Genomic DNA, 21,379 nt, shown 5'->3' on the forward strand with positions numbered 1-21,379 from the left:
CGACAGGACGGCACACAACTCGCGGGTTTTGCGCGGTCCGCCGACGATCAGTCGAAAGTTGCTGCCTAACTGCAGTTTCAGCGAGATCATCTTGCGTCAACTCTGCTCGTCGTCAATCACGTTTGGACAACTAGTCGAAGGGTATTCGCCTCGCCATGGCTCAGCTCAGTGCGACTCGTAACGTACTCGTGTGGCACGTTCACGGCTCGTGGATGAAGTCGTTCGTCGCCGGACCGCACCGGTATCTCGTCCCCTTCTCGGGAGACGACCTGGCTCGCGGTCTCTGCGGGCGGGACTGGCCGAGTGCCGCCGAGGTCACGACCCAGGACCTGGCAGCCCAACACATCGATCTGGTGGTGCTCCAGCGGCCCGAGGAGATCGAGCTGACCGAGCGATGGCTCGGGCGCCGTCCCGGCGTGGACGTACCCGCGGTCTACTTGGAGCACAACGCCCCTCGTCCCAGCGCCGTCGACAGCCTGCATCCCATTGCGGAGCGTAGTGACGTGCCGCTGGTCCACGTCACGGACTTCAACCGGCTGATGTGGGACAACGGGTCGGCTCCGACTCGGGTCATCGACCATGGCGTCCATGATCCGGGAGCGTTGTACAGCGGTGAGATCGCCTCCGCCGCAACGATGATCAATGAGCCGGTGCGACGGTGGCGGACGGTCGGCGCCGACCTCCTCGAACCGCTGAGTCGACACGTGCCGATCGACGTCTGGGGCATCGGCACCGACGAACTCGACATCGGGGAGTTGCGTGGCTCGCGCGTGACGGGACGCGGTGACCTACCGGCTGCACGCTTGATGGCCGAGGTCGCGAGAAGGCGTGTATACCTGCACACGGCACGGTGGACGTCGCTCGGCCTTTCGCTCGTCGAGGCGATGTTCCTGGGTATGCCCATCGTGGCCGTCGCATCGACCATGGTGCCTCTGGCGGTTCCGCCCGAGGCCGGAGTGGTCAGCGCCGACGTCGACACACTCGGCTGGGCGGCAGCGGATTTCATCGCTGATCACGGCTCCGCAGTCACGGCGGGCAAGGCGGCACGAGAACACGCGACGAGTCACTTCGGCATAGACCGGTTCCTTGCCGAGTGGGATCGATTGATCGAGGAGGTGTGCAGATGACGACATCGGCTCCGCTTAGGATCGCGATGATCTCCGAACACGCCAGCCCGCTGGCGCATCTCGGTGGTGTGGACGCCGGCGGGCAGAACGTGGCCGTCGCCGAGTTGTCGGCGGCTCTTGCCCGAAATGGACACGAAGTCGTCGTCTACACCAGGCAAGACGACCCGGACATGCCCGAACGCGTTGACACCGATAAGGGCTTCGCCGTGGTCCACGTGGCCGCGGGGCCCGCCGAGCACGTGCCCAAGGACGAACTGCTCCAACACATCGGCGCCTTCGGTGAATCGCTGAGCCGCTCGTGGAATGACTGGCGACCCGACGTCGCGCACGCCCACTTCTGGATGTCGGGTCTGGCTACCATGCGAGCCGCCGCGGTACAGCACGTGCCCGCGGTGCAGACCTTCCATGCGTTGGGTGTGGTCAAGAGGTTGCACCAGGGTCCGCAGGACACCAGTCCCGCCGACCGGATCCGACTGGAGACCATCGTCGCGCGCAACATCGACTGGGTGGCGGCTACCTGTTCCGACGAGGTCGGCGAACTGGTGCGGATGGGTCGGCCCCGTTCTGCGATCTCGGTCATCCCGTGCGGCGTCGACGTCGACGAGTTCACTCCGCACGGTCCAACGGCGTCGCGGGGCCGCAAGCACCGCATCGTCGCCGTCGGAAGACTGGTGCCGCGCAAGGGTTTCGAGACCATGATCCGTGCGATGCGACATCTCTCCGACACCGAGCTCGTCATCGTCGGTGGTCCCGACAAGTCCGAACTCGACGCCGACGTGGAGGCGACGAGACTGCAGCGCCTGGCCGGTCAGCTGGGCGTCGCCGACCGCGTGCACCTGTACGGGTCGGTGCTTCGCGAAGAGATGCCGATGCTGTTGCGATCGGCCGACGTGGTCGCCGCGACGCCCTGGTACGAACCATTCGGCATCGTGCCGCTCGAGGCGATGGCCTGCGGTGTGCCTGTGGTCGCGTCCGCTGTCGGTGGAATGCTCGACACCGTCGAGAACGACGTGACCGGTAGGTTGGTGCCGCCACGCAATTCCAGGGCGCTTGCCGACGCGATCGGTCCCATTCTGTCGCAGCCGCGCTTTCGTCAGATGCTCGGCGAAGACGGCAGGCAGCGAGTCTGCGAGCGATACACCTGGAGTCGCGTCGCCGACGACATCACGGCCGTCTACCGGCGCTTGGCGACAGCCCCGCTGGCCGATGTGCAGGCAGCCCGATGACGATTCGCGCTCATGGGATCTCGAACAGGGCGAGCGACGCCTCGACGTCGGGGGGCAGTCTTCGGCGCTCGCGGAGCACCGCGGGCAATAGCCGCAGCGCCTCACCGAGGGCACGGGCGTGCGCTGCATCGGCCGCTGCCGCTCTGACCAATGCCGCTCCGGCGGTCACGCACTCGCGGACGGGACGTCGCAGCCATGCCGTCAGTGCGTCGTTGCGGGTGCTGCGCGCCCTCTGCGAGGAGCTGGTCGCGCGGACGATCGATGGATGGTGGTGTGACACCAACTGGGGACAGAAGCACAGGTCCCACCCGTTTGCCGCCAGATCCCACGACAGCAAGCGCTCTTCACCGCGGAAGTGCAAGACCGGACTGAATCCGCCGACCGCCTCGAACGCGTCCTTGCGGACCATCGCCGAGCAGGCCAGGAAGCCAAGGATCGACGGTCCTGGCAGGGCCGGATCGTGGCCGAGCGGGCTCGCGGCGAGCAGCTCGACCACGGGGTCGTCGCGTTGCTGCGGCCACACCACGGTCCGCGCGGCCAGTAGCGCGACGGTGGGGTGCTTGTCGAAGACCTCCTCGGCGATCGACGTTGCGTCGGCATTCCACCAGGAGTCGTCATCGCAGAAGGCGACGAACGGCGTGGTGCAACTCTCGACCCCCACGTTGCGGCCGACCGCCCCGCGGTTCTCGGTCAGTGCAATGACCTTCACCCGGCCAGCCGACCGCGCCGCGAGTCGACCCGCCACGTCGACCGAGTCGTCCTCGGAGGCGTTGTCCACGAGGATGATCGGGCAGCTGGTCGTATCCAACAGCCGCTCGACGACCACCGCCAACTCGGGCGAGCGGTCTCGGCTGGCGATGACGAACGAGGTGCGTGATTTCATGGCCATGAGCGATGCCTCTACCCGCAGTCCGGCCCGTCAAACCGGACTGTCCCGAGTACTGGTCACCGGGGGAGCGGGTTTCGTCGGCGGCCATCTCTGTGAAGCCCTTCTGGACCGCGGTGTGGAAGTCGTCTGTGTGGACGACCTGTCGACCAGCGCCCCGAATGCCCAGCTTCGGCTGTCGGGACGGCCTGGCTACCGGTTCCTCGAACACGACGTCAGCGAGCCGCTTCCCCTGGAGTACGGGCACAGCTTCTTCGACACCGTCTTCCACCTCGCGTCTCCCGCGTCACCGGTCGACTACCTGAGAATGCCGACGGCGACCATGCGTGCCGGCTCCCGCGGCACGGAGGTCGCTCTGGGAATCGCCGAGCGCTGCGGCGCCCGGTTCGTGCTGGCCTCGACCAGCGAAGTCTATGGCGACCCGCTGGAACATCCGCAGCGGGAGGGATATTGGGGCAACGTCAATCCCATCGGTCCTCGCAGCGTGTACGACGAGGCGAAGCGCTATGCCGAGGCCTTGACCTTCGCCTACCTTCGCGAACGTGGATTGTCGATCGGGGTGGCCAGGATCTTCAACACCTACGGGCCGCGCATGCGAGCCGATGACGGCCGCGCGGTACCCACGTTCTGCCGCCAGGCACTCGACGGTGAACCGATCACGGTGTCGGGGAACGGCACTCAGACCCGCTCCCTGAGCTTCGTCGACGACACCGTCGCGGGCCTGCTGGCACTGGCCCTCAGCGACTTCGCCGGGCCGGTGAACATCGGCAATCCGGATGAACTCACGGTGCTGCGGATTGCCGAACTCATCCGGGACATGGCGGGTAGTGCATCGCCCATCGAATTCGTGGCCGCCGTGGCCGACGACCCTCAGCGTCGGTGTCCCGAAATCGCGGTCGCCCGGGAGCTGCTGGCGTGGGAGCCTGCGGTCGACTACGCCGACGGCTTGGCCGCCACTGTCGATTGGTTCCGCGCGAACGTAGATGGTCTTCCCATTGCTTCGTCGAGAGGGCACGCGTGAAAGTCCTTGGCATCAATGCGGTCTTCCACGATCCGGCTGCTGCGCTCGTGATCGACGGGCGCGTGGTGGCGGCCGCGGAGGAGGAGCGGTTCAGTCGGCGCAAGCACGGCAAGCAGGCGGTGCCATTCTCGACTTGGGAACTTCCGACGGCGGCAGCGCGCTGGTGTCTCGTCGAGGCCGGCCTCGAACCGTCGGACATCGACGCTGTCGGGTACTCCTACGATCCGTCGCTGATGGACGGCCAGAGCGACGAACTCGACGGTCTGGACAACAAGTGGGAGTATCTGCGCACACTCTTCGCTCAGAAGGCGCCCGGCTTCCTCGCGACCGCGCTTCCCGGCCTCGATCCGGCCGTCGTGCGGCACGTGCGACACCACGTCGCGCATGCTGCGTCGACTGCGCTGGCGTCGCCGGACCCCGAGGCGGCGGTGCTGGTGGTCGACGGCCGGGGTGAGCGGTCGTCGATGTTGGCCGGCGTATACCGCGACCTCAAGCTCGACGTCCTCGCCTCACAGTCACTGCCGCACTCGCTCGGTCTGCTGTATGAAGGCCTGACCGAGCATCTCGGCTTCACCCGTTCCAGCGACGAGTACAAGGTGATGGCGATGGGCTCCTACGGTGAGCCCCGCTTCGCCGACTACCTGCGCCAGCGGGTATTCGCGTGCGCCGACGGGGGATTCCGCACCGAACGCGTCGACTGGATGGCGTTGGCGCCGCCGTGGCCGTCGACTCCGCCCGAGCGGGCCTCCGCGTTCGCCCGACCCGAACCGGAGTACGCGGACTTGGCGTGCAGCGTGCAGCTCGTCGTCGAGGAGGTACTGCTGGACCTGGTGTCGTGGTTGCGTGGTCGTGTCGACACCGACCGGCTCTGTCTCGCCGGCGGAGTGGCGCTCAACTGCGTCGCGAACACGCGCATTTACGCCGAGAGCGGCTTCCGCGACGTGTGGGTGCAGCCTGCCGCAGGTGACTCCGGGACCGCGCTGGGCGCGGCGCTCGCGGTGGCCGCCGAGCTCGGCGAACCGATCGCTCCGATGCCGTCGGCCCAGCTGGGCCGCGGCTGGAGTGACGATCAGATCGCCGCGGCACTGGACACGGCCGGCGTCCGTTACGAGCGTCCTGCAGACTTCGCCGCGACCGTGGGAGATGCGTTGGCGGACAACCAGTTGGTGGGTTGGTTTCAGGGGCGCGCGGAGTTCGGGCCGCGCGCGCTCGGCGGGCGGTCGTTGCTCGTCGATCCACGCCACGTCGGCAACCTGGAGCGGCTCAACGCGGTCAAGGGACGCGAGCAGTTCCGTCCCGTAGCTCCAATGGTGCTCGCCGAACGCGCCGCCGAGATCTTCTCCCGTGGGCCGCTGCCGAGCCCCTACATGCTGTTCGTCCACGACGTTGCCGAGCAGTGGCGTGACCGCATCCCTGCGGTCACCCACGTCGACGGCACCGCGCGGATTCAGACGATTGAGCCGTCGCAGAAGCCGCTGTACGACACCATCTCCCGGTTCGCCGAGCGGACGGGCGTACCAGTCGTCGTGAACACCAGCTTCAACACTGCAGGACGCCCGATGGTCGACAGCCCGCGCGATGCGCTGGAGTGCTTCGGCAGCTCACCCATCGACCTGCTCGCGATCGGTCCCTTCGTCGTTCGGCGACCCCGATGGCGATGACTCTGGACTGCTCCATCGTGATCCCGACGATAGGCCGGGAGTCGTTGCAGCGCCTGCTCGATGCGCTCGACGAGACGCCGGATCCGCGGCCCAACGAGATCGTGATCGTCGACGATCGCCCGGATGCCGCGCCGGATCTGACACTGAACTCGCATCATCCGCTGGTCATCCTTCGTAGCAACGGCCACGGGCCGGCCGCTGCCCGAAACATGGGCTGGCGCGCGTCGGGGAGTCGGTGGGTCGGCTTCCTCGACGACGACGTCCTGCCGCAGCCGGGCTGGCTCGCGTGGCTCGCCGACGACCTGAACGCCGCGGAGGCCGCGCGCGCCGTGGGGTCGCAGGGAGTCCTGGAGGTGCCCGTGGCGGTAGGGCGGTCCGCGACCGACGACGAGCGGCGCACCCATCGACTGGCGACGGCGCACTGGATCACCGCCGACATGGTCTATCGACGCGACGCCCTGGTGGCGGTCGGCGGCTTCGACGAGCGGTTCCCCCGCGCGTACCGCGAGGACTCGGACCTGGCATTGCGGATCGTCTCCACCCGGTGTCGCATCCTGTCAGGACGTCGTCGGGCTGAGCATCCGGTGGCTCCGTCGACCTCGATGAGCAGCGTGCGCGCACAGATCGGCAACCGCGACAACGCATTGATGCGACGCAAATTCGGCCGCGGCTGGCGCAGGGCCGTCGGCGAAGGGCCGGGCCGGATGCCGGCGCATGCGGCGACCACGGCGTCGGCGGTAGTGGCGGTCGCCGCCGTCCTGCTGAGGCGTCGCAGTCTCGGACTCGCAGCCGCCGCCGCGTGGCTGGGGCTCGTGCTCGAGTTCGCGGTCCGGCGCTTCCTGCCGGGGCCGCACACACGTGCCGAGGCCATCCGCGTCGCCATGACCTCGGCGCTCATCCCCGAGGTGGCGGTCTGGCACCGGCTGGCAGGGCAGTGGACGCATCGTCGCGCCGTGGCGAATCCGGTGCTCGCCGTGCTTCTCGATCGCGACGACACCATCATCGCGGACGGCCCGTACCTCAACGATCCCAACGGCGTTCGGCCCCTGCCCGGCGCGGCGGACGCGCTGGAGAAGTTGCGCAACCGAGGTCTGCGGTTGGCTATCGTCACCAATCAATCGGGTGTGGCCCTGGGACTGATCACCGCCGAACAGTTGAACGCGGTCAACGCCAAGGTCGACGCGGTCCTCGGCCCCTTCGACGCGTGGCAGGTGTGCGTGCACGACGACGGCGACGGGTGCGCGTGCCGCAAGCCGAGTCCCGGCATGGTGCTCGCTGCCGCGACCGCCTTGGGAGTCCCGCCGGAGCGGTGCGTGATGATCGGTGACACCGGTGGCGACGTGAACGCCGCCCTGGCGGCCAACGCCCGCGCTGTGCTGGTGCCGACGCCGAGGACGCTTGGCGTGGAGATCGATCACGCCAGGGTGCGCGCGCGGGTGGCGGCGAGCCTCACCGATGCGGTGGCGATGGTACTGCGGGAGTCGAGATGAGCACCGCGGTGGTGGCCCGACTGGACAGCGCAGGCGATGTACTGATCACCGGTCCCGCGGTCCGCGCGATCGCCGCGGCGCACGACAAGGTTCTCTTCCTCGCCGGACCGCGGGGGCGGGCCGCCGCCGACCTACTGCCAGGCGTCGACGAGATCGTGGAATGGCAAGCGCCGTGGGTCGACTTCGACTCACCGGACCTGACCGCGGATCACGTCGCGGCGCTGGTGAAACAGCTGCATGACATCGGTGCCGACCATGTGTACGTCTTCACGTCGTTCCACCAGTCGCCGTTGCCGCTGGCACTGGTGTGCCGGATGGCCGGCGTGCCCTGGGTCGGCGCCATCTGCGAGGACTACCCCGGCACGCTGCTGGATCTGCGCCACCACGTCGAGCCGGGGATTCCGGAACCGTTGCGCGCACTGTCGCTGGCCGAGGCGGGCGGATGTGCGCTGCCCGACGGCGACGACGGAAGCCTGCGGCTTCGGTCGGTTCCCGATGTTCCCGAGGACGTGGCCCGGCGCATCGGCGACATGCCGTATGTCGTCTTCCATCCAGGGGCGGCGGTGCCCGCCCGGATGCCCAGCGCCTCGCGCAGCGCTGCCATGGTCGCCGCGCTGGTCGAGGCCGGTCACCGCGTGGTGGTGACCGGGTCCGACTCGGAGCGGATGCTGACGGCGCAGGTCGCCGGTGGCCGCGCAGTCGATCTGGGTGGTCACACCGACCTGGCAGCACTTGCGGGGATATTCGCCGCTGCACAGGTCGTGGTCGTGCCCAACACCGGGCCAGGGCATCTGGCCGCTGCCGTCGGCGCTTCCACGGTGTCATTGTTCGCGCCCGTTGTGCCCGTGTCGCAGTGGAGTCCCTACGGCGCCGCCGTCACCGTGCTTGGCGATCAGGACGCGCCGTGCCGGGCGACGCGGGCCCGCGAGTGCCCGGTGCCCGGCCATCCATGTCTGGACGGCATCACCGACGAGGATCTGCTTGCCGCGGTGCGCGCGGCACGTCACACGAAGGGAGAATGATGATCACGACGCATTTCGACGCGCTGGTCACCGCCATCGGCAGGACTACCGCCGACATCGACCGGGTTGCCTCATGGGGCCGTCACCTCGCGGAGGTGTTCGTCGGTGGCGGACGACTACTGGCGTGCGGGAATGGGGGAAGTGCCGCAGAGGCACAACATTTGACTTCCGAACTCGTCGGGCGCTTCCGCGCCGAACGGGTTCCGCTGTCGGCGATCTCGTTGCACGCCGACACCTCGGCGCTCACGGCGATCGCCAACGATTACGGCACCGACGAGATGTTCGCGCGCGGCGTACGGGCGCACGGCCGGCGCGGAGACATCCTGGTGGCGCTGTCCACAAGTGGCACCAGCCCCAACGTGCTCGCCGCCGTCAAGGCAGGCCACGATGTCGGCATGACGACGTGGGCATTGACCGGGGCGGCGCCGAATCCGCTCGCAGGAACGTGCCATGACGCGATCTGCGTCGACGCCCCCACGACCGCCACCGTGCAGGAGGTTCATCTGATGCTCGTCCACGCGCTGTGCATGGCCATCGACGAGGTGCTGCTCGGGCCGGGGCAGTCGTGACGCGCGGTCCCCTGGTCATCGTCGGCGACTCGATGCTCGACGTCGACCTGGAGGGATCGGCGACGCGGCTGAGTCCGGAGGCGCCGGTACCGGTGATCGATGCCGAGCGGGTCTGGCATCGTCCCGGTGGGGCGGGACTCGCCGCATTGTTGGCCGCGAGGCACGAGGACGACGTGGTGCTGATCACAGGCCTGGCAAGCGACGAAGGCGGCGCTCTGCTCCGCGAACTGTTGCAGGCGTGTGGCGTTGGTGTCATTGCGCTGCCGATGGTGGGCGGCACCGTCACCAAGACCCGGGTGCGCGCCCGTGGCCAGTCGGTGCTCCGCATCGACCAGGGCGACGCCACCCATGTCTCGCAGCCGCTGCCCGCCGAGGCCATCGACGCACTGTCGACGGCACGTTCGATCTGCGTCGCCGACTACGGCCGCGGGTTGACGATGCTTCCGCTGATCCGTGATGCGTTGACGCACGCCGCGACGGCTACTCCTGTCTTGTGGGATCCACATCCGCGCGGTTGCACGCCGGTACCCGGTTGCGCGCTCGTCACGCCGAACGAGGATGAGGCTCGGCACTTCTGCGCCGCCAGCTCGGTCGACGAGCTTCGCCAGAAGTGGAGGGCCGAGGCGATCTGCGTGACGCTGGGTGCTCGTGGCGCGCGGTTGTCCCTTCGAGGCGGGCCGCATTGTCAGGTCGGTGTACCGATCATCGAGGCGGTCGGGGCGGCGCGGCCGGACGTGTGCGGGGCGGGAGACCGCTTCGCAGTGGCCGCCGCGGTGGCACTGGCCGAGGGTGCCGATCCCAGGGCTGCGGTGGTGCTCGCGGTGGAGGCTGCCGCGCGCTTCGTCGCCGCGGGCGGTGCGGCGAGCGTATCGACTCCGGCTTCTGCGTCGGGCCGGATCGGTTCCTTGTGTGGCGCAACGGCTTTGGATGATTCCGTGTGTGCCGACGTGGCAGCCCTTGCTTACCGATGGCATGCCGAAGGCCGCACCGTGGTGGCGACGGGTGGGTGCTTCGACCTGCTGCACACCGGTCATGTCAAGCTGCTGCGACAGGCGCGTCAGCTCGGCGATGCCCTGATCGTCTTGATCAACTCCGACGAGTCGGTACGCGCCCTGAAGGGTCCCGACCGCCCGATCATGCCCGCCGCTGACCGGGCCAGAATACTTGCGGCTCTGGCGTGCGTCGATGTCGTCGGCGTGTTCGACGATCCCACACCGGAGCGTCTCCTGCAGGATGTCCGTCCCGACGTCTGGGTCAAGGGCGGCGACTACGCCGCCGTCGACCTCCCAGAAGCCGACGTCGTGCAGCGGCACGGTGGGGAAGTGGTCATCGTGCCCACCATCAGCGGCTACTCGTCATCCCAGCTGATCGCAACGGCGCGGTCGGATCGAACGAAGCGGAGGAACGTGAGATGACCCGTCCCGTAACCAATTCCACTATCAGAACCAATTCCGCTCTCGGCAACGTCATCATCACCGGTGGCGCCTCCGGACTGGGCGCAGCCGCCGTCGAGGCGGTGACGCGTCACGGTGGCACGCCGCTGGTGATCGACAAGAGGCCACCCTCGGACCCCAACGCCCTCGTCACCCACGCGTTCGCCGACCTCGCCGACACCGATGCAGTTCAAGCCGCGGTGGACAGCCTGGCCGAGCGCGCCGACGGCCCGATCACCGGCCTCTTCACCGCTGCGGGCATCGATTCGTGCGGCACCTTGGAACAGGTTCCCGCCAAGGAGTGGGAGCAGGTCATCGTGGTCAACCTCCTCGGGACCGCTGCCGTCGTCCGGTCCGCGCTGCCCTACCTGCGTGCGGGCGGAGGCCGTATCGTGACGGTGGCGTCCACACTGGGCATCAAGGCGGTCAGCGACGCCACCGCATACTGCGCCTCCAAGTTCGGGGTGGTCGGCTTCACCAGAGCCCTGGCCGCTGAGCTTGCGGGGGAAGTCGGTGTGACCCTTCTGATTCCGGGCGGCATGCACACCCCGTTCTTCGACGGACGCACGGAACAGTACAAGCCACCGCCCGACGCGAAGCTGAACCAGCCCGAGGACGTCGCCGAAACCGTGGTGTTCGCGCTCTCCCAACCGCAAGGGTGCGAGATCCGCGAGCTGGTCGTATGCGCATCGACGGAGTCTTCGTGGCCGTAGACGCGCCGCGCGACGTGGTCTACGTGTTGCGGGCGCTGGGCCTCGGTGATCTGCTGACCGCCGTACCCGCACTCCGAGGGCTCCGGCGGCACTTTCCCGACTGTCGCATCGTCCTCGCCGCACCGAGCCAGTATCGAGGGCTGGCCCTGTTCACCGGCGCCGTCGACGAACTCGCACCGACCGCACAGCTGGGGGACGTCCGTCAGTTGGACCGTTTCCCGGCGCTGGCCGTCAACCTCCATGGCAGCGGACCGCAAAGCATGGACCATCTGCTGCGCCTGGCGCCGACCGCGCTGCTCAGTCATCGACATCCGCTGCACGCGAACCTCGCCGGGCCACCCTGGCGGCCCGACCTGCACGAGGTGGACCGGTGGTGCATCCTGCTCGACTGGGCTGGAATCGCCAGCGATCCCGACGATCTGTTCATCGATCGACCTGACGGCCATCCTGATCGTCGCGGCGTCGTCGTGGTGCATCCCGGAGCCGCCGCCTCGGCGCGGCGCTGGCCGGCCAAACGGTTCGCCGAGATCGCGGCGGCGCTGCACGACGACGGCCACGAGGTGGTCGTCACTGGCTCGACGGCGGAACGTGGTCTGGCGCTGGAGGTGGCCGCAGCGGCGGGCCTCGCCGAATCCGCCGTGCTGGCAGGGACACTCGACCTGCTGGCACTCGTCGCGTTGATCAGTGACTGCGAACTGCTGATCTGCGGCGACACCGGCGTCGGACACGTCGCGACGGCGACGGCGACGCCGTCGGTTCTGCTGTTCGGTCCCACACCACCGAGCCGGTGGGGACCGCGGGACAGTGGCCGCCATCTCGCCCTGTGGGCCGGCGACGTCGGGGATCCGCACGGTGACCGACCGCACGCCGGCCTACTCTTGCTGACGGCGTCGGACGTGCTCGACGCAACCCGCTCCATGCTCGGACGTTGCGCATGAGCAGGGCGTCGGCCGCCGACATCCGGGTGGGCGTGGTTGGCGCCGGATACGTGGGTCTCACCACGGCGGTCTGCCTGGCCGAACGCGGAGTGGACACCGTCTCGGTGGACGTGGATCTGGCCAAGATCGACCGTCTCAAAGCAGGTTTCGCCACGATCGACGAGCCCGGGTTGCAGGAGGCGCTGCGAGGGGGACTGTCCTCCGGCACTCTGCGTTTCACGGCAGACGACGCCGAGCTTGCCGACCGCGACGTCGTCTTCGTGTGTGTGGGGACGCCGAGCGCAGCCGACGGAGCCGCCGACCTTGGCGCGGTCGACTCGGTCATCGACCGGCTCTGCGCGGTGCTGCGCCAGGACGCCGTGGTGGCGCTCAAGTCGACGGTGCCGGTCGGAACCACTAGACGCACGTCGAAACGACTGCAGCACAGGGGGATTCACGCCGTATCGACGCCAGAGTTCCTTCGCGAGGGCCATGCCGTTCAGGACTTCCGGCAGCCGGACCGACTCGTCGTCGGCGCGTTCGACGACGTCGCGGGGGACGCTGTGTGTCGCGCCTATGGACCGGATTCGGGCCCCGTCCTGCGCATGAGCCCCGAGAGTGCGGAGCTGGCCAAGTATGCCAGCAACGCGTTCCTCGCCGTAAAGTTGTCCTATGCCAACTCGCTTGCGCAACTGTGTGCCGCCATCGGCGCCGACGTCACCGACGTCACCAGGTGCATGGGTGCAGACCAGCGCATCGGTTCTGCCTTCTTGAAGCCCGGCCCGGGATGGGGAGGCTCTTGCCTGCCCAAGGACACCGCGGCCCTGGTGCACACCGCTCGGCAGCATGGGGTCTCGTTGGCCGAAGTCGAGGCGTGCCGCACGACGAATTCGACTCAGGCCGCGCGGATTGCGGCAACGCTGGCACGCATGATTCGGCTGCCCATGACGTCGGCACGCGTCACGGCACTGGGCTTGACCTTCAAGGCCGACACCAGCGACACTCGCGATTCGCCTGCGTTGGCGGTGTGTGCGCACCTCGCCGCGACGGGCGCCCAGATTCAGGGTTATGACCCGCAGTTGGCGGCCATCGACCCCGGTGTCCTTCTAGGCGCTCGAGTGACGGCCGTCGATGATCCGTACCGTGCCAGCAAGGCGGCCGACGCGATCCTCGTCCTCACCGAGTGGCCCGAGTTCGGCAACCTCGACTGGGTCGCCATCGGTGAGCAGTCTCCCGACGCGGTGGTGCTCGACACCAGGAATATCCTCGACCCGGGCGTCATCGAAGGCGCGGGGCTGCGGTACTCGGGAAACGGTCGGCCCACGGGGTTTTAGTCGCGTCACCGCCCTCACCGTTTGGTGGCTCTGCACCCGGGTATTTCAAGTATGTGCCCGACGTCGTTACGCATCTCGAACCGGCCCCGCCGCCGGCCGGTGGCCCACTTTCGGCTGCCATTCTGGACCACTTGACCTGCCGCCCGCCTCGCCGCTTCTACACACCCGTCGAGGCGCCGGTGGGCGACTCCGACCCCCTTGGTCGTGACTTCCACCTCGCGTTGTACGTCTGCTACGAGCTGCACTACCGAGGATTCCTCGGCGTCGACCCCCGCTGGGAATGGGACCCGGGCGTGCTGCAACTCCGAAACCGGCTGGAGGAGGCGTTCCTATCCGCAGTGCGCAACCAGATCGACGGTGTCGATGCATCGGCGTCGGACGTGATGGCCGAGCTCTCAACTGAGCCGGTGAACGGTTCGGGCCCTTCGCATTACCTGCGCGACGAGGGCACCTGGGACCAGATGCGGGAGTACTTTGCGCACCGGTCGGTCTATCACCTCAAGGAGGGTGATCCACACGCGTGGGCGATACCGCGGCTGTCCGGTGCGGCCAAGGCGGCGTTCGTCGCGGTCGAGTTCGACGAGTTCGGTGGCGGCCGTGCTGACCGGGTTCATCAGACGCTATACGGCGACCTGATGACCGCCGCCGGTCTGAACGCCACCTATCTGCACTACCTCGACGACGTGCCCGCCGAGGCGCTGGCGGCAGTCAACCTGATGTCGCTTTTCGGCCTGCATCGCGGGCTTCGCGGTGCCGCCGTCGGACACTTCGCCGCGACCGAGATCACCTCATCGCCTGGTTCGCGCAGGCTGCTGGACGCCTTGTCTCGAATGAAGGCCCCGGAGGCTTGTCTGCACTTCTACCGTGAGCACGTCGAAGCCGACGCGGTGCATGAACAAGTGGTTCGCACCGACGTCGTCGGCGATATCGTCTCGAGGGAACCGCACCTCGAGCCCGACGTCGTGTTCGGGATGAGGGCGTTCAACGTCGTCGAGAGCCGCTTGGCCGAACATCTGATGGACAGCTGGAAGGCCGGGCGGTCGTCACTGCGGCGCGGGCTGGGCTGAGTCGTCGAACCAGCGGACCGAGGACGAAACGATCGTCGACGTCGCCGTTCCGACGCGAGGAAGGCCCAGCCGCAACGACCGGGTCCTTTCCCGGTCATGCGATCACTGATGCGATTCTTCCCGCTTCTCAGCCGCTCACACCCCCCAACCGCGGGCGGCCTCGGCCTCGCCTTCCTTCTTGACGGTGCCCCTTTTCGGCGTCCGCCTTGTCCTGACGTCCACTGACTTCCCAGGCGTGCCGATACTTCGCGAACTGACTTCGCTCTTTCGTCACATGCACTTGACGCGGCGACGCCTTGGGTCCGTATGGCGTAAGCCCACGGGAAATGTGGTAATTCTTCCAGCGTGGTCGACGAGCCAGCTCACCCTTCTGAATCCGGTTTCGACCGGGTGGGCAGCTTTCGTTATCTGAAGGCGCCGGACCGCTGGGAATGGTCGGACGCCGTGGCGCGGATGCACGGCTACGAACCCGGGACGGTCGTTCCAACGACGGAGCTGATCCTGTCGCACAAGCATCCCGATGATCAGCCCGCGGTGTCCGAGATCATCGACCACGTCTTGCGCCACGGCGCGGCCTTCAGCAGCAGACATCGGATCATCGACACGGTGGGCGACGAGCACGTGGTCGTCGTGGTCGGCGACCAGCTGCTAGGGGAAGCGAATGAGGTCGTCGGGACCGCGGGCTTCTACGTCGACATCACCGACGACTTCGAAGCCGACTTGCAGAAGTCGGTCACCCAGGCCGTTGCCGCGGTCGAGGAGCGGCGCGCGCTCATCAACCAAGCGATCGGCATCATCAGAATGACCTACGGAGTCTCGGAGGAGCGCGCGTTCGACGTGCTCACGTGGCGGTCGCAGCAGACCAACGTGAAGCTGCGGACGATCGCCGAGCAGTTCGTCGACCGGCTGGTCGAGCAATTCCCGGCGGCCCAAATCCGCGCGTACGTCGATCACGTACTGCTCACGGCTCACGAGCCCATCGGGCTTCAGTCCCCTGCGCTATCGGCCGACGACCAGTCCTGATTGCGAACCTCGTTTTGGGGTATCGTCAACCCCAAACGGGTTCAGATTCAGCTCGGCCATGCAGCCTTGGAGCCGGTGATGTCCCGAATCAGACAATTCCAGCGGCAGGAAGTCCGTAGCACGGACCACGCCGAGATCACGTCCTACCTCAGTCGAATCTATGGCGCCAACATGCACCTCGAGCTGTTGGGGCACCGTCACGGCGATCGCCTCGGGCTGCAACACAGCAGGGTCGACGGCGGTGGCGGATTCGTGCTGGAGGACGTCAGGCATGACGGGGACGTCGAAACTCGAGGAGAGGCTACTTCGGGCGTCGTCATCCTCTGGCCGACCAATGGGCGCGTCGAGAGCCACGTTCAAGACCAGGATGGCGTCGCGCGCCATGGAGAGATCGTGCTCGGCTCGACCGCTGCGGCTCCGGTCCGGGTGAGAACCTTTGACGTGACACTGAAGAGCGCTGTGATCGAACTTGCTCTTCTGACGAAGGCGGCGGCTGATCTGGTTCCGGAGATACCGACGTACGTGCGCTTCACCGGCCTTCAGCCCGTCAGCCCGGAAGCCGCCCGCGCGCTGTTCGCGGCCCTCCGCTACGTCGAAGAGACGGTTCTCGCCGACGACGGCGCCGCCCCACTGGTTCTCGCGGCGGCGGGTCGACTGCTCGCCGCTGCCGTCCTGTCCGCATTTCCCAACAGTGCAGGCCTCGTCGAGGGACCCCATGACCGCAACGACCATAACCCCGTGCTCCTACGACGTGCGATGGCCTACATCGAGGACCACGCCGCCCAGGACATCGGCGTGGCAGACGTCGCGAGCGCGGTATACGTGACACCGAGAGCGCTGCAGTACATGTTTCGGCGCCACCTCGACAGCACCCCGATGGGCTACCTTCGACGGGTACGCCTCGATCATGTTCACCGCGACCTGATTGCGGGGGACAGGGGTAGCACGACCGTGACGGCGACCGCCTCTCGATGGGGCTTCGCGCACACCGGAAGGTTCGCGGTGCTCTACCGCGGGACCTACGGCCAGAGTCCCCACGTCACGCTGTGTTGCTAATCGCCCGCGGTGTCGGAGGCGGTCGCCCCGTTTCCGGTCATGTGGTGGAGAGTCGGTGTCGTCGATGCCGTGACGGGCGGTGTACGCGCATGTCTGCGAAGCGCATGGCAGGGGCGGCATCGTTGTTGCGGTGACATACTTGGCAAGAGCGGCTTGCGGTGCCCGAGCGCGGGCGCAGGCCCCGACGGCGCCACGATGGCGGACTCAGGTCACGGGCGTAGCATCGAGCGATCGAATGGCTCGCGCGTTGGGGGCCTTACGGGCGCGGGAGTCGTTGTGACAGTGGAACCGTAAAGCGCGAAGATCGCAGAGCTGCTGACGTCGACGATCGGCGGGCCGTTCAGCTTGGTGAATCGGCACAGGTGCACCGTCACGGGTTCGACGTTCGCCTCGTCGAGGCGTCCGGTGACCGCAACGACTTTGGCGACACCGCGGATCTGGGCTCGTACCCATGCACCACTGCATTCAACGACGTAGCCGATGCGAGATGGACTGCCTTGCGCTGCTCGTGCCAGGGCCGATCAGTAGACGTGAACGTGTTCGAGCGCTCCGGGACCGTGCTGGCCGCGCACCGCATCGGGGCTGGGCATTCAAGCGACGTGTAATCAACCTATCCCGCCGCGGGGAGGCGCACAGCAGTGGTGAATTTCGCCGCAACGGACCGAGAATCCCTGTGGAATAACAATTTAAAGGGGTCCCGAGGGGCTTCGCGCGATGGTGAGTGCTTCGCATTCCGGCCAGCGTGCCCGGCAGGACTTCGCCAAGTGGCTTACCCAAGCCGTGGCGCAACGTCATGCCCGCGCTGGCACGGTCACACACCGTCGTCGCCGACCTGCTCGGCGTCGGGGACTGCCGCACCTCGCGTTCTTCGTGCAATCCGCCGTACCCGAATTGCTTCTGAAGGGTCGGGAGAAGCCGTTCGGGGAAGGTCGTCGAGCAGGGCTTCGGCTGCTGACTTGGTCCGGCTGTACACGGAGGAGGCGATGCCCGCCGCCGACCACGATTCGTCCACCCGCCTGCCGTAGGCCCCCGCGGCGTAGGTGCCAACCGAAGACATGTGCACCAAGTGGTCGACGTCGGCGTCGTGAGCGGCCTTCAACACGGCGACCGTGCCGGCGACGCCCACCCGGGGCAATAACGCGGTTCCGACGTTGCCGGTGGCGCCGGTTACCACAATGCGTGTCGCCATGTGTCAGTCCACCTTTCGGCCGCCCTTACTCGAAGGCGCTGGATGGTGAATTACCCCCCCTCGTCGCCGGTCAACCCATTGCGGACTGACTCGGCCGCCGAGCGAACGATCTGGGTCGGTTCGCGAAGCAGGACTGAACGTGCAACGCCCACCGTTGCGCCACCCAGTCGGAGAACGCTGCTGAGCGGGCCCGAGGATGCGATGGCCGTCTTCGATCCGGGGGGAGACGATCTTCACCAACGGTGATGCGCTCGACTGCCTCTACGCCATGGTCGACGGCAAGGTGAAGACGAGTCGAGCGCGACGCAATCTTCATCATCGACTCGGAACGCTTGTCGCGACGCATGGATGGCTGCCAGAGGTCGTTCGGCCTTGACGCTGAGCGCATGAGAGCGCCTGGGCTACCAAGGGGCACAGAACTTCTTGACCGCTTGATGCTCAGCACCCACGAGCCGATTTCCCCACATAATTCTTGTTTGGCCGGAATTCTGCGGGTTGCCTCGCCACCATGGGATATCAAGTAAGGGATGTACAGCACGTCCTCGAGGGTTTCGACTACCCGGGCACGCCAACGGATCTCGCCGAGCATGCCCTTGGCAACGATGCGGCCGACGACCTCGTCAGCACGTTGAAGGGCCGCTACCGCGGTCAGGTCAATGTGACCGACATGTTCACGCGGCTGATCCTGAGCCTGGTCACCACCGGTATCGCGCCGAGTTCGTCTTATCAGCTCGACGCCGGCGGGAATCCGCAACGCGCCCATTACGAAGTTCTCCCAGCGGATTTCACCGCCGAGGCCATCACCTCATTGGGCACTGAAATCGCCGAGGGCTTTAGCACCTTCAACGTCCTCAACACCCATGACGATGATACCTCCTTGGATACCTTCGTGGACTGGCTCATCGCCGACGGCAAGGACATCCGCCGCGTCGATCTATACGACGACTGGCTCGGTGAATTCGAGAGGGCGTTGAAGGCGCTGCCCGACGAGCAGCGCAAGCACTCGCTGGTGCCACTGCTGAATGCTTACGCACGTTCGGCCTCGCCGAGCGAAGGATTACGCATGCCTGCGGAGAACTTCCGCGCGGCGGTGCAGTCCGCGAGGGTGGGCGACACCGACGACGTGCCCCATCTGAGTGAGCCGCTGTTCGACAAGTACCCCCACCGATCTACGACATCTCGGCCTGCTGGCTCGCGGCGATGCGGCGGCTTTTGCACGCGCGTGAGAGCGGCTCCGATTCTTGACGCGGCAGCGTGAGTGCCTTGTTCATGATCACACCCATGGGGAACTTGTCCGTCAGCCCCGTGGTGGCGCAGGCATCTGCAGGCACCCACGCTCCGACGGAGCCGAGGTGCGATACGGCGCTAGGTCGATGCCCAGCGAGCTGGTTCCCGACCTGCTTGCGGTCGCGATGATGGCCGCGAACGCGGCGCGGTTGCGATGCCCACCGGGCGAGATGGCTTATGGGTCAGCGTGGCCACCCGTGCCGGTTTGGTCGAGCGGGCCGTGAACCGCATGCCAAGTGTGAAATGCGGCTGAGTCGGCTATCCGGGGGCCGTGACCCGACGTCTTCAGCACTCCTGTTGACGCTCCGACGATCGGAAGGAAGTGCGGTGCCCAGTCCACATCACGAGTCACGCCACGATCTGCTGCAGGAGTTGTTGTGGACCTACGGTCCGTGCGGTCAGGAGGAAGCGGTGCGCGATGTCTGCCGCCGCGAACTCGAACCCCATGTCGACGAGACGTGGATTGATCGTGCCGGCAACTTGATCGGCTTCATTCGAGGCCGTGGCGGCCGCGCGGGCGAACGAAACCGCGACGGTGAGGGCACTCGGGCGACCCGCGTGACGGCACACCTGGACGAGCTGTCGATGGTGGTCAAGCGCTGCGAGCCAGACGGCACCCTGCATCTGACGCCGCTGGGCACGATGTATCCGGGAAACTTCGGTTTGGGTCCGGTCGCGGTGCTCGGCGACCGCGAGACTCTGATCGGGGTGCTGTCGTTGGGTTCGGAGCACACCACCAAGGAGAGTCCGCGCATCTGGGAGACGAAACCCGACCAGGGCGACAAGGCCTTGGATTGGATGCACGTCTACGTCTTCACCGGGCGCACGCTCGAAGAGTTGACGTCCGCGGGGATACGACCGGGCACCCGTGTATGCGTCGAACGCAGCAAACGCTCCTTGGTGGAGATCAGCGACTACCTCGGGTGCTATTTCATGGACGACCGAGGACCGGTCCTTGCCCTTTTGCAGTCGGCACGGTTGCTTCGGGAGGGTGGTGAGCGCCCCTTGAACGACGTCTTCCTGGTGTTCACCACCAACGAGGAGATCGGCGGCGTCGGGGGCTCCTATGCCAGTCGCACGCTTCCAGGCGATCTCACGATCGCCCTGGAGGTGGGTCCGACCGAGGAGGAGTACGGGACACGGGTTAGCGGCGGTCCGATCGTGGCCTTCAGTGATGCGCTGTGCGTGTATGACAAGGACGTTGCCGACCGATTGATGGGCATCGCTACCGACCTTGGCCTGTCGCCGCAGGCGGCGGTGCTGGGCACCTTCGAGTCCGACGCGTCGAATGCCAAGGCCAATGGGCTGTCGGCCCGGGCGGGCCTGCTGTGCCTGCCGACGCTGAGCACTCACGGCTACGAAGTGATTTCCCGCGAGGCGATTCCGGCGATGACCGACGTGTTGGTCGAGTTCCTGCTGCATCCGAGCCAGGAGTAATGGCGCGAGGCCCGCGCAATCGCGCGGTGGTGCGCCGGCAGCGCGACCATCACCGTCCGGCGACCAGCTGGTCGCCGTCGTAGGCGAGGCGAACCGTGAGGGCCGCCGTGCAGTCGTTCTTCAAGGCGCCCCTCCTGCGACGTGCCCGCAAGGGCTATCTGGTCTCGATCACGCTTTGAGCGACGTGCGTGACCTTCCTGATCGGCTCTTCTGTAGATCATCGAGTTCGATCACCATCGGATCGGTCGGTGTCAGCTCATGGTCAGCGGCACCGTCCTGGTCAAAAGGTGAGTACCTGAGCGGACAGCTCCTTGAGCATCGCATCGGCCCACCGCATCTGGCGCAACGTTTGGGGGTGACAACGCTGAGCCGCCTGCAGTTGCGGCGCGCGACCGGTCTTGGTGCGGGTGTGCATGTGATAGAGGGTGCGTCCCGTGATCAGCGCGAAGGGGTGGTCTGCGTCTGGGCCGTCATGGCGCGGGACGTATTCCGCCGCTTTGATGACGGTCTTGCCCGTCGGATTCAGCGAGCGGTACCCGGTCGGTTCCAGCGGTGCGCCCGTGAGCAGATCCTTGCCGTAGGACTCGCAGTAGTCCGGCTGCGCCCAGAACCCGTCCGTCGGCGTAAAGGCGCTCGGTGCCCTCGGGGTGCTCATCGTTGCAGGGCCATTGGACGCCGCCGGAGGCACGCCACCTGCCATAGGCCAAACCGGTGTAGTCGCAGGGCCGTCCGGAGCTGCACTTCTTCCACGCCTCGAACGCCGTCTCGGCATCGGTCCATGAGGGCAACGGATTCCCGTCCTTGTCCCGGAAGCCCATCCGCCGGGCGCAGTCGAGGAAGACGTCGAGATCGGACCGCGCCTGCCCCCGGCGGATCGACCGGTGGCAGTGATGAGCGGTGCGGGCGGGCCGATTTGCCGCG

General features: G+C 67.1%; 17 protein-coding genes and 2 pseudogenes. 16 read left to right on the forward strand and 3 right to left on the reverse strand.

Going from position 1 to position 21,379, the window contains the following annotated elements; translation table 11 throughout:
• Positions 1-212 precede the first annotated feature (212 nt).
• Together QOI01_RS00810 and QOI01_RS00815 are read left to right on the forward strand one after the other, a co-directional pair.
• Positions 213-1,127 carry a glycosyltransferase gene (locus QOI01_RS00810; protein ID WP_526377680.1) on the forward strand — a complete coding sequence of 305 codons (915 nt, stop codon included), beginning with the start codon at positions 213-215 and terminating at the stop codon, positions 1,125-1,127.
• Positions 1,124-2,353, forward strand: a complete 1,230-nt coding sequence (locus tag QOI01_RS00815; RefSeq protein ID WP_526377682.1) for a glycosyltransferase — start codon at positions 1,124-1,126, stop codon at positions 2,351-2,353. Before QOI01_RS00810 ends, QOI01_RS00815 begins: the two co-directional genes overlap by 4 nt.
• Positions 2,354-2,363: 10 nt before the next feature.
• Here the strand turns inward: QOI01_RS00815 and QOI01_RS00820 are convergent, their stop codons facing one another.
• Entirely contained in the window at positions 2,364-3,242 is an 879-nt protein-coding gene (locus QOI01_RS00820) for a glycosyltransferase family 2 protein (RefSeq protein ID WP_526377684.1), read from the reverse strand.
• Between QOI01_RS00820 and QOI01_RS00825 the strand changes: the two genes are divergently transcribed.
• The 12 genes from QOI01_RS00825 to QOI01_RS00880 all read left to right on the forward strand — a co-directional run bounded on the left by QOI01_RS00825 (position 3,235) and on the right by QOI01_RS00880 (position 16,545).
• Complete coding sequence (locus tag QOI01_RS00825) at positions 3,235-4,260, forward strand: NAD-dependent epimerase/dehydratase family protein (protein ID WP_526377686.1); 1,026 nt, start codon at positions 3,235-3,237, stop codon at positions 4,258-4,260. The two genes, QOI01_RS00820 and QOI01_RS00825, sit on opposite strands and share 8 nt — an antisense overlap.
• Positions 4,257-5,921, forward strand: a complete 1,665-nt coding sequence (locus QOI01_RS00830) for a carbamoyltransferase family protein (RefSeq protein ID WP_526377688.1) — start codon at positions 4,257-4,259, stop codon at positions 5,919-5,921. Before QOI01_RS00825 ends, QOI01_RS00830 begins: the two co-directional genes overlap by 4 nt.
• Entirely contained in the window at positions 5,918-7,411 is a 1,494-nt protein-coding gene (locus QOI01_RS00835; RefSeq protein WP_526377690.1) for an HAD-IIIA family hydrolase, read from the forward strand. Before QOI01_RS00830 ends, QOI01_RS00835 begins: the two co-directional genes overlap by 4 nt.
• Complete coding sequence (locus QOI01_RS00840; protein WP_526377692.1) at positions 7,408-8,433, forward strand: glycosyltransferase family 9 protein; 1,026 nt, start codon at positions 7,408-7,410, stop codon at positions 8,431-8,433. Before QOI01_RS00835 ends, QOI01_RS00840 begins: the two co-directional genes overlap by 4 nt.
• Positions 8,433-9,002 carry a D-sedoheptulose-7-phosphate isomerase gene (locus tag QOI01_RS00845; protein WP_526377694.1) on the forward strand — a complete coding sequence of 190 codons (570 nt, stop codon included), beginning with the start codon at positions 8,433-8,435 and terminating at the stop codon, positions 9,000-9,002. The genes QOI01_RS00840 and QOI01_RS00845 overlap by 1 nt, the downstream gene beginning before the upstream one ends.
• Positions 8,999-10,417 carry a PfkB family carbohydrate kinase gene (locus tag QOI01_RS00850; protein ID WP_526377696.1) on the forward strand — a complete coding sequence of 473 codons (1,419 nt, stop codon included), beginning with the start codon at positions 8,999-9,001 and terminating at the stop codon, positions 10,415-10,417. The genes QOI01_RS00845 and QOI01_RS00850 overlap by 4 nt, the downstream gene beginning before the upstream one ends.
• Positions 10,414-11,148: an SDR family oxidoreductase gene (locus QOI01_RS00855; RefSeq protein ID WP_526377698.1), complete on the forward strand. Its 735-nt coding sequence runs from the start codon at positions 10,414-10,416 to the stop codon at positions 11,146-11,148. The genes QOI01_RS00850 and QOI01_RS00855 overlap by 4 nt, the downstream gene beginning before the upstream one ends.
• Positions 11,139-12,086, forward strand: a complete 948-nt coding sequence (locus tag QOI01_RS00860) for a glycosyltransferase family 9 protein (protein ID WP_526377700.1) — start codon at positions 11,139-11,141, stop codon at positions 12,084-12,086. The genes QOI01_RS00855 and QOI01_RS00860 overlap by 10 nt, the downstream gene beginning before the upstream one ends.
• The gene (locus tag QOI01_RS00865) at positions 12,083-13,399 is read left to right on the forward strand and encodes a UDP-glucose dehydrogenase family protein (RefSeq protein WP_526377702.1); all 1,317 of its coding nucleotides are present in this window, start codon (positions 12,083-12,085) and stop codon (positions 13,397-13,399) included. Before QOI01_RS00860 ends, QOI01_RS00865 begins: the two co-directional genes overlap by 4 nt.
• Before the next feature lie 53 nt (positions 13,400-13,452).
• On the forward strand, positions 13,453-14,466 hold the full coding sequence (locus tag QOI01_RS00870; RefSeq protein ID WP_526377704.1) for an iron-containing redox enzyme family protein: 1,014 nt from the start codon (positions 13,453-13,455) through the stop codon (positions 14,464-14,466).
• A gap of 345 nt (positions 14,467-14,811) precedes the next feature.
• Positions 14,812-15,489 carry an ANTAR domain-containing protein gene (locus tag QOI01_RS00875; protein WP_526377706.1) on the forward strand — a complete coding sequence of 226 codons (678 nt, stop codon included), beginning with the start codon at positions 14,812-14,814 and terminating at the stop codon, positions 15,487-15,489.
• A 78-nt stretch (positions 15,490-15,567) separates the two neighbouring features.
• Entirely contained in the window at positions 15,568-16,545 is a 978-nt protein-coding gene (locus QOI01_RS00880; RefSeq protein ID WP_526377708.1) for a helix-turn-helix transcriptional regulator, read from the forward strand.
• Positions 16,546-17,476: 931 nt separating this feature from the next.
• On the opposite strand, the pseudogene QOI01_RS00885 reads toward QOI01_RS00880, so the two are convergent.
• Positions 17,477-17,734: pseudogene (locus tag QOI01_RS00885) on the reverse strand (NAD-dependent epimerase/dehydratase family protein); the annotation flags it as partial.
• Positions 17,735-18,242: 508 nt separating this feature from the next.
• On the opposite strand from QOI01_RS00885, the gene QOI01_RS00890 reads away from it, so the two are divergent.
• Both QOI01_RS00890 and QOI01_RS00895 read left to right on the forward strand, forming a co-directional pair.
• On the forward strand, positions 18,243-18,992 hold the full coding sequence (locus QOI01_RS00890; protein ID WP_526377710.1) for a hypothetical protein: 750 nt from the start codon (positions 18,243-18,245) through the stop codon (positions 18,990-18,992).
• 356 nt (positions 18,993-19,348) lie between these two features.
• Positions 19,349-20,458 carry a M42 family metallopeptidase gene (locus tag QOI01_RS00895; RefSeq protein WP_526377712.1) on the forward strand — a complete coding sequence of 370 codons (1,110 nt, stop codon included), beginning with the start codon at positions 19,349-19,351 and terminating at the stop codon, positions 20,456-20,458.
• Between the two features lie 367 nt (positions 20,459-20,825).
• On the opposite strand, the pseudogene QOI01_RS00900 reads toward QOI01_RS00895, so the two are convergent.
• Positions 20,826-21,324, reverse strand: a pseudogene (locus QOI01_RS00900) (nitrate reductase); the annotation flags it as partial.
• Between the last annotated feature and the right edge of the window lie 55 nt (positions 21,325-21,379).

Origin of the sequence: Mycobacterium sp., from assembly GCF_032162605.1 — a bacterium.
GTDB lineage: Bacteria > Actinomycetota > Actinomycetes > Mycobacteriales > Mycobacteriaceae > Mycobacterium.